Below are 12573 nucleotides of genomic sequence, written 5' to 3'. Positions count from 1 at the left end.
CATCCTCGTGCTCACCGCCCGCCTCGGTCTGACCAACGCATCCGTGGGCCATCTTGAGACGCTGATCTACCGTCCGCCCACGGCGGAACGTGACCGGTCCGAGGCGAAATGTGGCCGGATGGTTAAATTGCGGTCACCGTGGCGCGGCGGCGGGGATTGGGCGGCGAGTTACTCGGGGGCGCTCGGTGATCGTTGACCGGCAGCGGGTGGAGAAGGCGCTGCCCGGCTACAGCGTTGCCGAGAGGTTGGGTTCGGGAGCATACGGGCTCGTCCTGGCCGGCGAGCATCTGCGGATGGGCCGTCCCGTCGCCATCAAGGTGATGGACGCCGAAGACTCCGACGAGTCGACAGACAGCTTTGCCGCCGAGGCTCGGGTGCTGGCGCGGTTGGACCACCCCCATGTGCTGCGCGCGCATGACTATGTCGAGGCCGAGGGCCTTTGCCTCGTGGTGATGGAACTGCTGGCGGGCAGCACGCTGACCGACCGGCAGGCGGATATCGGGCTGGAGCAGGCCTGCGCGGTGGGATTGGCGGTGGCGGGAGCGTTGGCGCATGCTCACGACCACGGGGTTTTGCACCGCGACATCAAGCCCAGCAACATCCTGTTCGCCGCCGACGGCACCCCCAAGGTCAGCGACTTCGGGCTCGCGAAGCTGCTGGACGAATCGGCGGTGACCGCAAGCCGGATGGTGGGGACGCCGCTGTACATGGCGCCGGAACAGATCCAGGGCGGCCGGCTGGGGCCGGCAACCGACCTGTACGCGCTGGGCATGGTGCTCTACCGACTGCTGGCCGGCCGGCCGCCGTTCGATCCGAAAATGCCGGCGCCGGCATTGTGGTACCAGCAGGTGACCCAACCGCCGCCGCCGATGACCGGTGTGGATCCCCGGATCGCCGCCGTGGTTCTCCGCGCGCTGGCGAAGTCCCCCGCGGACCGGCACCCGGATGCCACCGCGTTCGCGCTCGACCTCGCTCGGGCCGCCGTCCAGGCCCTCGGCCCCGGCTGGACCGCCCGTGCGGGGCTGCCGCTGCACCTCGACGACGCCGTCCGCCGTGCCGCCGACGATTCCCTGGACCGGTCAGCGAGCCAGCCCAGCACCCCCCCGTTCCTCGGAATCTCCCCGCCTGTCAACGAACAGGCAATCGAGCCCGCGTCGCTGGTGCCGTCGCAGCGGTCCTCCACAACGGTGCCGCCGGTGATCCTCCCCACCGGTGGGGCCGAGCCGCTCGCTGGACCGTCATCGGCACCGGTATCCCCGACATCCCCGGTAGCCCCGCCCGCGGGCGCGGGCATTGCCGTCGGTGGGTCGCGGCGCAGAGCGGCACGGCTGGCCATCGTCTGCGCCGTGCTGGTGGCTGCCTTGGCGGTAACGCTGGGACTGTTCGGCGCCGACATCCTGCCCGGAGGTGATCATTCGTCGGCGAAGGGCGGAGCCGGACCCCTGGCCGGCACGAAACCTCAGGGCGCCGGGGCCTTGTCCGTCCCGGCATCGACGGGTCCCTCCGTCACACCGACCATTCCCGCCACCGACACCTCCACGGCGGTCGGCACGTCGACCCCGGTGGTCTCGGTCAGCCCCCGGACCCCCGCCTCCTCGGTCGCCACCGCTGGGACCGTGCCGACCAGACCTGGCTCGCGGTCCACCCCGAGCCAGGCGAGGCCCGCAGGGCCGGAAGGCGACTCGAACTATCAGGCAGGCTCAGACATTGCCGTCCCAGGCTGCGCCGGCTGGATGGACTTCGCCGGGGTCCTCTACGGAACACTCTCCGCCGGACACGCCTCCTGCGCCGCCGAGGTCACCACCACCGACGAAGCCTACGGAGCTGAGCCCTCGCGCGTCAGCCTCACGGCGGTGGACAACACCCGGGCGGACTCCAAGCCGCCGTCGTACCTCTATTTCGGCTATTACAAGCTCTCCGTGCGGATCTGCATCTGGAATCAGAACGCCCCCGCCGACAGGAGATGTTCTCCTGTGTACGTCGACACCCAGGGAAGCGTCTCACGGGGCTGACCTGACGGCTGGCCAGCGATCCGGCACCGCGGCTTGGCGACCTGGCGCCGCGCCGTGATGATCTCGATCTACAGCCTGATGGTCCTTGCAGCGGGGGAGCGGGCCGGGGAGCGGTCCGAACGCCGGCTCGTCGGGACGGCCACCGGCGCCGTCCGCCGTGGCGCGGGCGCGAGGTCGACGACGTCGACGTCCACCGCGCCGAATCCGTGGGCGGTGCGAGCGCCGAGGCCGGCGAACGCGGCGAACCGGGCGAGCGCGGTGAACATGGTCGCGATGTAGTCGGACGTGGCCGCGAGCAGCCGCAGGTCGGCCTGCCCGACGAACCCCACCTGACGCAGCCCGTGCCCGAGCTCGACCTCGGCGCTCGCGCCCCAGACGCCGTCGAGGAAGACCGCGTCGACGAGGGCCCGCGCGTCGTCGGCGCTGATCCGCAGCGGCCCGGGCGCGTAGGCGTTCCAGCGGGCGAGCAGGCCGCCGATGGCCAGCGCCGGGTCGGGCAGCGGCAGGTCACGCCCGTCCAGGGCGAAGAACGTCGGGGTGTTCATCGTCAGCCGGACGCTGCGGGCCGGCCGGCCCTGCGCGAGCTCGGCGTAGGAGTACCGGTGCAGGTCGGCGCCGATGACCGGGACCACCTGGGAACCGAACCGGACCGTGTCCGGCGGCCACCCGGGCGGCGGGGCGCCGTCGTCGAGCCAGCCCAGCCGCCAGGTCGTCACGGCGCCACCATGGCCCGGCTGGCCGCCGGCGGACACGGAGGGCCCTCGTCCGCCGGCGAGGTGGGCGTCGCCGGGGGCGCGCGGCCCGCTGAGGTCGGGCCCGGCGCCGGGCACCAGCGCGCCGACGCTGAAGGGCCTGGCCTCGGCGGCATGAGTCCTGCCGCCGGGGTCGCAGATGGCGCTTGCCGCGGTGAGCAGCCAACGAGGGGGCACGTCCGGAATGGCTCCCGCCATTCGGACGAGAAGTATCGACGGCATCCGAGCCTCCGCCATCGTCCCGCGCGGCGGGTAACCGGCTGGGTACAGTCAGCCGCGCCGCGAGGGGAGCATAGCCGACGGCACCGTCGACATTGTGGCCGGGGTCACTCTAGCGCTACGCCTGAAACCGGTTTCTGCGAGAACGGCTGCTTCGTCCGCCGATGTGCCGCGGGTCGCGGTCGAGGGCCCCATCTGGAGCGTATCGCGGTAGATTTTCGGTTCGTTCAGGGATGACCGCTGTGAGACGTCTGTCGGGCGAAGACGCTGTTAATAGTGGATGACGGACTCGCGGCCGAGGAGATCTGCGTAGTCGACGGGCAACTGGCCGGCGACATCCTCGAACTCCGACGGCGAGATGCCGGCCTTGAGTGCCGCGACCACGGCGCGGGCGTGCCGGCGCGCCTTGGAGGCCGTGCAGGAGTCGCCCTCGAGCTGGGCGACCCGGAGATAGAACTCCTGGACGTCGAAGCGCTCGCCCGCGCCCCTGGGTGGCAGCACCTCGGCGAACGCCGCCGGGAGCTGGGCGGCGAGACTCCGCGTCTCGCCGCCGGATATCCGTTCGCCGAGCACGGTGAGGGTGGCACGCATCGCCATCTCCGCCTGCCGCGCGGACTCGAACCCACCGGTGACGCGGATCGCGGATACCAGCTGGTCCTGCTTCATCTCGCCTGCCCCCCGCTCGTGACCTGGCGCCTTCGTGTTCCGGTGCCTTGGCGACCTGGCGTCGCGCCGGACCCAACCGGTCCGTGGCCGACAACTTCTGCTCGTCCCCGGTGTGCCGCGGACAAAACGCCAGGTCACGGCCTCGCGGCCGGTACGGCCGTGAACGGTTCAGGCGGTCCGGACCGGTTCGGGCCGGTTCGGAAAGTCTCGAGCGATCCAGCGGACCCGGCCGGTCTCGGGCAGTCCTGGGCGGTTCAGGCCGGGAGGTAGCCGGTGCGGACGAGATAGGCGAGCAGTGCGTCCGCGGMCCGCGCGGCGTCCGTCGGGCCGACGATCGTGGGCGGCTCGTGGGCGACCAGAGCGCCGGTGAGCGCCAGCAGCCGGTCCCGCGCGGTGGCGCCCTCCGGCGGGGCGACGACCCTGGCCCGCGGCCGGTAGGCGCGGACGTCGGCGACCCGGACCGCCCCGGCCGCCGACGGCGCCGGCTCGACCACGGGGACCGGTGCGTCGCCGGCGGCCAGGAGCGCCGGCAGCGCCGCGCGCCGCGGCCGCAGGCCGGCGGCCTCGGCCGAGCAGACCGCGGGCGTCGGCACCCGCAGCCGCTCGCGCCGGCCGCCATCGAGCCGGCGCTCAGCGAGCAGCCAGCCACCGACGGCCGGGGTCAGACCCACCAGGCCGAGCGCCTGCGCGGCGCCGAGGGCGTGCGCGAGCTGCGCGGGCAGCGCGCCGGTCCCGCGATCGGGGGAATGGTCGCCGCAGAGCACCAGCGTCGGCTCGCCCACCGTCCGGATCGCCTCGACCAGCGCGTCGGCGAGCGCGCGGGTGTCGCCGGCGAGGTCCGCGAGGTAGGCGTCCGCCGGCCCGAACGGCTCGTCCCGCCGCCGCGCCCCCCGCCCCTGCGTGCCCCCGCGATCGGCGAGGGCCGGTCCGTGGCCCTCGCCGGCGGGCGGCCAGGCCACCCGCAGCACCTGGGCGCCCAGCGCCGCCGCGGCGCGCAGCGGCCCGTCGGCGATCGGCGGGCCGGCGGCGACCGCGAGCACACGCCCCTCCCAGGCCGCCGCGATCGTCAGCGCGCGCTCCAGCGCCGCCTCGTCCGCCGCCGACAGCCCGGCGCCGTGCGCCGAGCGCGTCACCGCCCCGGTCAGCGGGTCGACCTCGGGCCGAAGGTCGGCGACCCGCAGGCACACGGCGACCAGCGGGCCACCCGCGCCCGCCCCGTCGCCGGTCGTGTTCGTCATCGCCGTGCTCCTCATCGCCACCTCAGCCCTGTCCGCCTCAGCCCGCCCGCCTCAGCCCTGGCGGAAGACGACGCCCTGGCCGCCGTCGGGGTAGGTCCAGGTGAGCGCGCCCTCGCCGTTGCAGACCATGTAGCAGGTGCCGCACTCGAAGCACTGCTCGTAGTTGAACAGGATCCCGCCGTCCGCCGTGGGCGCGAACAGGTTCGCCGGGCAGGCGGTGACGCAGGCCCGGGTGGTGCAGGAGCGGCAGACGTCCGAGTCGACGACGATGTGCGCCCGCTCGCCGACCCGGAAGTCGACCGTCGCCATCCGGTCGTCGAACGCGATGTCGCCGAACCGCCCGCCGCCGGCGCCCGCAGCGGCTGCCCCAGCGGCAACCCCGGTGGTGGCCGGGCTGGTGGCCGCAGGGCCGGTGGTGGCGGGCTCGCCGGCGCCCGCGTCCGCGGACGTGCCGGCCGCGCGCGCCGACTTCCTGATCCCGAACCGGCTCACCGGAACACCTTTCCGATCTTGACTCCGTCGCTGGCCAGCTCGCGCAGGCTGACACCGTTGCGCTTCGCGGCCCGGCGCAGCAGTGCCAGCGCGCCCGGCTTGGGCTCCGGGTTCGTCACCGTGAAGAGGCTCTCGACCAGGTCGGCGACCAGCCCCGGGTAGCGGCGCTGGATCCGTTCCGACAGGATGATCTCGGGTGCGCCGCGCAGCCGCTTGTGGTCGGCGAGCACGAACTGCTTCTCCAGCTCGTCGCGGTAGCGGGCCAGCCTCTTCTTCGACGCGTCGCCAGCGGCGGCGGCCTCCGCGGCGATCCGGCCCGCGACCAGGCCGGAGCCGATCGCGAAGTTGACGCCCTCCAGCCAGATGCCGGCGGCGAGCGTCATCCCGGCGGCGTCGCCGGCGACCAGCATCCCGTCCATGGCGAGCGCCGGCATGTGGTCGTAGCCGCCCTCCGGGATGAGGTGCGCGGCGTACTCCTTCACCGTCGCCCCGCGCAGGTAGGGCGCGATCGCCGGGTGTGCCTTCAGGTCGGCGATGATCTCCTCCGGCCGGACCTTCGCCGCGGCCAGGCCGGGCAGCGCGAGCACCGCGCCGATGCTGACCGTGTCGCTGTTCGTGTAGAGGAAGCCGCCGCCGGGGATGCCGCGGGTGTTGCCGAGCATCTCGATGTCGAGGCCCTCCTGGCCGCGCAGCCCGAAGCGCTCGTCGATCACCTCGCGCGGCAGCGACAGCACCTCCTTGACGCCCAGGGTGTGGTGCTTCGGGTCGGCCTTCGGCAGCAGGCCGGACTCCTTGGCCAGGAACGAGTTGACGCCGTCGGCGGCGATCACGATCTTGGCGCGCAGCTCGCCGTCGGCCCGGTCGGTGCGCACGCCGACGACCCGGCCGGCCGCGTCGCGCAGCAGCCCGGTCGCGACCGTCGAGGTGACCAGCCGCGCGCCGGCGGCGGTCGCCTTGCCCGCGAGCCAGCTGTCGAAGTCGGCGCGGTAGGCCGTCATGCCGTTGTACGGCGGGCCGGCCCAGCTCTGGGTGCGGAAGTCGACGGTGAGCGCCTGCGTCTCGGTGAGCACCATCGTCGAGCGGCGGACCACCCAGCGCTCGACCGGCACCTCCTCCCACCAGTTCGGCACGACGGTGTCGAGGATCCGGCCGTAGATGACGCCGCCGTAGACGTTCTTCGAGCCGGGGAACGGTCCGCGTTCGAGCATGACGACGGACGCGCCGGCGCTGGCGGCGGCCAGCGCCGCCGCGGCGCCGGCGGGCCCGGCGCCGACGACGAGGACGTCGACATCCGCCGGCCGGTCGCCGCGGGGCGCGCCGGGGACGCTGGCCGGGCCTGCGTACAGGGCCTGGTCGTCAGCCATGGGTGGTCTCCCCGCGGGGGTCGGGAACGTCGGCGGCCGGGCTCGCCGGGGGACCGGCGGGGACCGGAGCGCCGGCGGGGACGTGCACGCCGAGGCGGCGGGCGAGCTCGACGAGCAGCTCACCCGCGTCGGTGACCAGGCCCAGGTCGGCCATCGCGGTCATCGGGCAGCTCGGGTCGGTGTTGACCGACACCAGATGGCGCGGCGCGCCGAGCCCGCCCGTGTGCTGGCTCGCGCCGGACACCCCGAACGCGATGTAGAGCTCGGGATCGAGGGTGATGCCGGTGGTGCCGATCTGGCGCTCGTAACCCATCCAGCCGGCGTCGGTGACGACCCGGGTCGCGCCGGCGGACGCGCCGAGCGCCGTGGCCACGCCGGCGAGCAGCGTGAACGCCGCGGCCGGCTCGACACCCGCCAGCCCGCCGTCGCGGGCGACGAGGCCGGCGCCGCCGCCGAGCACCCGGCGCGCCTCGCCGAGGTCCATCGTCGCGGGGTCCGGCTCCAGCACCTCGACGACCTCGACGTCGACGACGCCGTCCGGCGCGGCGGGCAACACCACCTCGACCGGCCCCCGGGTGCCCGCAGAGGTCTGCTGGGGAATGCGGGCCGGTTCCGCCGAGCCGCCGTACACCGAACGGGCACCCGGCAGCAGCGTCGCGACGGCGGGCACCGCGCAGGTCGCGGCGACCAGCAGCCGGCCGTCGACGCGGGCCAGTTCCGCCCGCACCTCCCCGTCGCCCGCGAGCCCCACCTGGACGGCGCCGGCGAGCAGCGGGACGGCGAGCTCGGCGGCCAGCCGCGGCGCGAGGTCCCGGCCGTCCGCCGACGCGGGCAGCACCACCAGGTCCGCGCCGGCAAGCAGCGGGGCGAGCGACGCGGCGAGGGCTCCCACCCGCAGGCCCGGGCCCGTGTCGGCCCACCAGACCTCGGCCGCCGGCCCGCCGCCGGTCGCGTGGTGCAGCGTCATGGCCGCCTCAGCCGCCCCGGAGCCGACGACCAGCACCCGCCCGCCGGCCTCCGCCACCGCCTCTGCGCCGCCCGGCGGCACCTGCCCGCCGCGCGCGACGACGACCGCCACCGTCCCGCCGACCGTCGGCCCGGACCCAGACCGGGATCCGGGCCGGGTCATCGGGCCGGGTGCCGGCGTCTCGGCCGGCGAGCCAGGCGCCGGCGAGCCCGGTGTCGTCGGCGGCATATCGGAGATCACGGCTTCGATCATCGCGCGCCGGTCCCGTCCGTCGGCGTGGGGCCGCCCGCGACGATCAGCAGAACTCGCGCCACAGACGATCACTCTCCATCACGATGTCGTCGAGGACGAGGTGGGCCTCGTCGAGGCTGTCCGCCTCGATCTCGGCGATGAACAGGGCGAGGAAGCCCGGCGCGACCTCCTCGCCGGTGGTCCACTCGATCTCGTAGATCACGCCGCGCCCCCGTCCGCCCGCCGCCCGTCCGCCCGCCGCCCGTCCGCCCGGGAGGGGCGGTGGCCGGCGGGGTGGTGGCCGGTGGCCATCAGAGCGCCACCGCCGCGCGCTGCCCCTCGACGACGGCGGCGTGGGCGCGGCGGGGTGACAGGCAGTCGCCGACACGGGTCACCATGAACGGCAGGTCGCCCACCGGCCGGCCCTCGGGGCTATGAGGGCCGGCCGGCAGTCCGGTCCGGGCCGCGCGCAGCGCCCGGTAGAGCGTGTCGTCGGCCCGCTGGTGCACGGCGCAGACGATCCAGTCGGCGGTCCTGGTCTGGTCGGTCCCGGTGGGGTGGTGCTGCAGGCTCAGCACCACGCCCTCGCCGTCGTCGGCGGGCGTCGTGCCCATGGGGACGAGGTCGGTGGCCTGGGTGATGCCGCGCACGGCGGCCTTCACGTTCCACTGCTCCATGTCGAGGGTGACGCCCAGGTCCTGGCCGACGACCATGCCGTTGGTGATGACCTCGACCTGGCAGCCGCGGTCGGCCAGCAGCTCCGCGACCGACGTCGCCTGGTGGAAGCCCAGCTCGTCGACGACGACCACCCTGCCGGCCGGGACCGCGCGTCCCTCCAGCACGTCACGGACGTCGACGACCCGCGGGTTTCCGCCCGCCCACCACGGGGCGTTCGGCGCGGCGCCGGTCGCGAGGATCACCGCGTCCGGCTTCTCCGCGAGCAGCAGGTCCGCGTCCACCTCGGTCGACAGCTTCACGTCGACGCCGACCCGCTGCGCGTGGGCGACCAGGTTGCGGGTGATGTCGAGGAACTCGGCCCGGCTCGGCACGCTCGCCGCGAGCAGCACCTGGCCGCCCAGCCGGTCGGAGCGCTCGAACAGGGTGACGTGGTGGCCGCGCTCGGCGGCGGTGACGGCGGCCTGCAGCCCGCCTGGCCCGCCGCCGACGACGAACACCCGCAGGCCGCGCCGGCGCGGCGCCGGCAGCGGCACCGCCTCGCGGCCGGTGCGCGGGTTCTCGATGCAGCCGAGCCAGCGGTTCAGGCCCATCCGCCCGACGCACTCCTGGTTGCACGACAGGCAGGTGCGGATCTCGGTGGCGTGCCCGGCCCGGGCCTTCGCGACGAAGTCGGCGTCGGCGATCTGGCCGCGCACGACGCCGATGAGGTCCRCATGGCCGGCGGCGAGCGCCCGGTCGGCCTGCAGCGGGTCCTTGAACCGGCCGACGCCGACGACGGGCAGCGAGACGGCGGCCCGGATCGCGCTCGGGATGAACATCGCGTAGCCCGGCGGCACCTGCATGCTCGCCTCGATCATGTAGAGCGTGGCGGTGGCGACGCCGATCGAGGTGTTGATGTAGTCGACCTTGCCCTGCGCCTCGACCAGCTGGGCGATGGCGACGGCGTCCTCGATCGTCGTCCCGCCCTCGATCAGCTCGTCGCCGCAGATCCGCACCCCGAGCGCCTTGCCCGGGCCGATCGCGGCGCGCACCGCGTCGACGATCTCCAACAGCAGCCGGGCCCGGTTCACGAGCGACCCGCCGTAGGCGTCGGTCCGCTTGTTGGTGGCGGGAGACAGGAAGCCGCGCACGATCGACGAGTGCGAGCACTGCAGCTCGATGCCGTCGAACCCGCCGGCCACGCAGTGCTCGGCGACCAGCCCGTAGCCCGCGACGACCTCGCGGATCTCGTGCGGCTCGAGCGCCTTGGGAACCTCGCGGAACAGCGGGTCCGGCACCGGGCTCGGCGCCCACACCGGCTGGCGGGAGAACATGCTCGACGCCTGGCCGCCGTTGTGGTTGATCTGCGCCAGGATCGGCGTGCCGTGGGCGTGCACGGCGTCGGTGATCCGCCGGTAGCCGGGGATGACGGCCGGGTTGAAGCCGTGGATCAGCTTCTCGTAGGGCCAGTCGGTCGGGTGGGTCGAGTGCTCCTCGGTGATGATGAGCCCCGCGCCGCCGGCCGCGCGGGCGGCGTAGTAGGCGGCGTGCTGCTCGGTCGGCAGCCCGTCGGCGGCGTAGTTCGTCAGGTGCGCCGAGAACACCACCCGGTTGCGCACCGTCAACGGCCCGATCCGCAGCGGGCTGAACAGGTACCGGTACCGGCCCGTCGCGCTCATCGGCCCGCCCCTTCGCTCACACTCGCGGCGCCGGCCGGCGCGCGCCGCTGCCTGGGGGGCGTGGTGGCGACCTCCAGGGCGCGGCGGCGGCCCTCCAGGACGGCTTCCAGCGCGCCGCGCGGCGCGACGCAGTCGCCGGCCCGCGGGGTGCCGGGGCGCTCGAGGTAAAGCGCCTCCATCGGCAGGCGGTGGCCGCAGTCGACGATGACCGCGCAGGGGATGTCGCGGCGGGCGCCGGTCCAGACGTCCTCCAGCACCGCCCGGCCTGCGGCGGCCTCGCGGACCAGCGCCCGCAGCTCGCGGCGGACGCCCGCCTGGGCGAGGCGGGTGTTGGCCGGAGCGAGGTCGCCCGTGAGCGACAGCAGGGTGCCGGCGACCTGGTCGGGGGCGACCAGCGCGACCTCGCGGCCGGCGCCGGCCAGCCACTCGGCGATCCCGACGGCCACCGGGCCGCCGACCGGGTCGTGGACGACCACCGGTCCGTCGGGCAGCACCCCGACGCCGCCGTCGAGCAGCGCCAGCGCCGAGAGGGCCGGGACCGGGACCGCTCCTGGCGGCGCCGGGTAGACCCGGCCCGCCGCGACCGAGCCGGTGGCGAGGATGACCGCCAGGCCGGCCGCCTCGGCGGCGTCCAGCTCGGCGGCGGTGACCGTCCTCTCGAACAGGAACCGCACCCCGAGGCGGGCGCACTCGGCGGCGAGCCAGTCGACCAGCAGCGCGAGCCGTTCGCGGCCCGGGCCGACGGCGGCGGTCCGCAGCGCGCCGCCGAGCCGCTCGCCCGCCTCGGCCAGCGTGACGCGGTGGCCGCGCGACGCCAACACCCGGGCGGCCTCCAGCCCGGCCGCGCCGCCACCGACGACCAGAACCTCGCGCGGCCGCGGGTCTTTCCCCTCGGGAGGGGCGTCCTCGGTCTCGTGGCCGCTGCGCGGCTCGCCGACGCAGCTCACGATCGGGTTGCGGTTGTCGCGGACCCGGCAGGCCTGGTTGCACAGCAGGCAGGGCCGCACCCGCTCCGCGTGCCCGGCGCGAGCCTTGGCGACGAGCTCCGGGTCGGCGATCTGCGCGCGGGTCATCTCGACGAGGTCGGCGACGCCGTCCGCGAGCGCGGCCTCGGCGGCGTCGACGTCGACGACGCTGCCCTGCAGCACGACCGGCACCCGGCCCGCCGCCGCCGTCCGCATCGCCGCGCACAGGTCGCGGTTGAACGTCGGCTCGGTGTGTGACGTCGGCCGGTAGGCGGTCGTCGAGTACGGGCCGCCGCGCACCACGACGAGCAGGTCGAGCAGGCCCAGGCCGGCCAGCGCGTCCACCTGCTCGGTGGCCTGCTCGGGGGTGACTCCGGCCCACGGCGCCAGCTCGTCGCAGCACAGCCGCAGCGCGAGGATCCTGTCCGGGCCGAGGGCCGCGCGCACCGCGGTGAGCACCTCGCGGGTCAGCCGCAGCCGGTCGGTGCCGTAGCCGTCGCCCCGGTGGTTCGTCAGCCCGGAGTGGAACTGGCGCAGCAGCGCGAGCGGGCCGGCGTCGATCTCGACCCCGGCGAGGCCAGCGGTGGCGGCGAGCTCGGCGGCGGCGGCGAAACCGGCGACGACCGCGTCGATCCCGTCCTGCTCCAGCTCGGCCGGGAGCTCCCTGCTGGCCGCGTCCGCGACCGGCGACGGCGCCCACAGCACCGACTGCGAGTACGCGCTCGAGCCCTGCCCGCCCGCGTGCCCCAGCCCGGCGAGCACCAAGGTGCCGTGCGGGCGGGCCGCCTCGCCGACCGCGGCCCAGCCGGGGCCGCAGTCGGCGGCGAACGGGGCGCGTTCGTAGGGCCAGTCGTCGGCCGTGACGGACGCCGTCTCGGTGACGATGACGCCGGCGCCGCCCGCGGCGCGGCGGGCGTAGTAGGCGACGTGGCGGTCGGAGATGTCCCGGCGGCGGGCGAGGTTCGTCTCGTGCGGGCCGAACAGGACACGCGACGGCGCGGTGTGCTCACGCAACGCGAACGGCTCGGCGAGCGCCAGGCTCACGGAGCGTGCCACCGCCGGTGTCGGCGCTGGCACCGAAAGTGGCGGCGCGGGCACCGCGTCGGTGTCGCCGTCGATCGAGTTCATGCTGTGGCCATACCGTGATGTCCGTCCACATCGCAATGGGTTGGGCACCTCCCGGAACGGGCGGCGCTCGCGGCCCGTCCGGTTGTGACACCCGATGTCACAACTTGCCGGGTGACAGGAAGCATATTGGCACCCGATGCCAAAGGAAAGGGATCGGTTGATGCGTTCCGCGAGCCCGGCTCCGCGCGAGCGGTCGCGCAGCG

Annotated in this window: 10 protein-coding genes; 1 reads left to right on the top strand and 9 read right to left on the bottom strand. The window is 75.0% G+C overall.

The annotated features are described in order from the left end of the window. Positions 1 to 110 precede the first annotated feature (110 nt). Complete coding sequence (locus BCD49_RS29250) at positions 111 to 2012, top strand: serine/threonine-protein kinase (protein WP_232794010.1); 1902 nt, start codon at positions 111 to 113, stop codon at positions 2010 to 2012. 68 nt (positions 2013 to 2080) lie between these two features. Here BCD49_RS29250 and cas6 read toward each other — a convergent pair whose 3' ends face one another. From cas6 to BCD49_RS29210, 9 genes are all read right to left on the bottom strand, one after another. Further along, on the bottom strand, positions 2081 to 2986 hold the full coding sequence (gene cas6 / locus BCD49_RS29245; protein ID WP_007519429.1) for a CRISPR system precrRNA processing endoribonuclease RAMP protein Cas6: 906 nt from the start codon (positions 2984 to 2986) through the stop codon (positions 2081 to 2083). 267 nt (positions 2987 to 3253) lie between these two features. Continuing rightward, positions 3254 to 3649 (bottom strand): DUF2267 domain-containing protein, encoded by a 396-nt coding sequence (locus tag BCD49_RS29240; protein ID WP_007519431.1) that lies wholly within the window; start codon positions 3647 to 3649, stop codon positions 3254 to 3256. A 254-nt stretch (positions 3650 to 3903) separates the two neighbouring features. Then, a complete protein-coding gene (locus tag BCD49_RS29235; protein WP_241832420.1) occupies positions 3904 to 4887 on the bottom strand; it encodes a mycofactocin-associated electron transfer flavoprotein beta subunit in 984 nt (327 codons plus the stop codon). A 51-nt stretch (positions 4888 to 4938) separates the two neighbouring features. After that, positions 4939 to 5379, bottom strand: a complete 441-nt coding sequence (locus BCD49_RS29230) for a ferredoxin family protein (RefSeq protein WP_007520765.1) — start codon at positions 5377 to 5379, stop codon at positions 4939 to 4941. Beyond that, a complete protein-coding gene (locus BCD49_RS29225) occupies positions 5376 to 6743 on the bottom strand; it encodes an FAD-dependent oxidoreductase (RefSeq protein WP_007520763.1) in 1368 nt (455 codons plus the stop codon). The genes BCD49_RS29230 and BCD49_RS29225 overlap by 4 nt, the downstream gene beginning before the upstream one ends. After that, complete coding sequence (locus BCD49_RS29220; RefSeq protein WP_241832419.1) at positions 6736 to 7962, bottom strand: mycofactocin-associated electron transfer flavoprotein alpha subunit; 1227 nt, start codon at positions 7960 to 7962, stop codon at positions 6736 to 6738. The genes BCD49_RS29225 and BCD49_RS29220 overlap by 8 nt, the downstream gene beginning before the upstream one ends. A gap of 43 nt (positions 7963 to 8005) precedes the next feature. Then, the gene (locus BCD49_RS43750) at positions 8006 to 8164 is read right to left on the bottom strand and encodes a hypothetical protein (protein WP_007520388.1); all 159 of its coding nucleotides are present in this window, start codon (positions 8162 to 8164) and stop codon (positions 8006 to 8008) included. A gap of 88 nt (positions 8165 to 8252) precedes the next feature. Continuing rightward, complete coding sequence (locus BCD49_RS29215) at positions 8253 to 10277, bottom strand: mycofactocin system FadH/OYE family oxidoreductase 2 (protein WP_071042130.1); 2025 nt, start codon at positions 10275 to 10277, stop codon at positions 8253 to 8255. After that, positions 10274 to 12370 (bottom strand): mycofactocin system FadH/OYE family oxidoreductase 1, encoded by a 2097-nt coding sequence (locus BCD49_RS29210; RefSeq protein ID WP_007520382.1) that lies wholly within the window; start codon positions 12368 to 12370, stop codon positions 10274 to 10276. Before BCD49_RS29210 ends, BCD49_RS29215 begins: the two co-directional genes overlap by 4 nt. Between the last annotated feature and the right edge of the window lie 203 nt (positions 12371 to 12573).

Source organism: Pseudofrankia sp. EUN1h (assembly GCF_001854645.1).
Lineage (GTDB): Bacteria > Actinomycetota > Actinomycetes > Frankiales > Frankiaceae > Pseudofrankia > Pseudofrankia saprophytica.
Note: the sequence above shows the minus strand (reverse complement) of the source record. Positions and strands in the feature narration are given on the sequence as shown.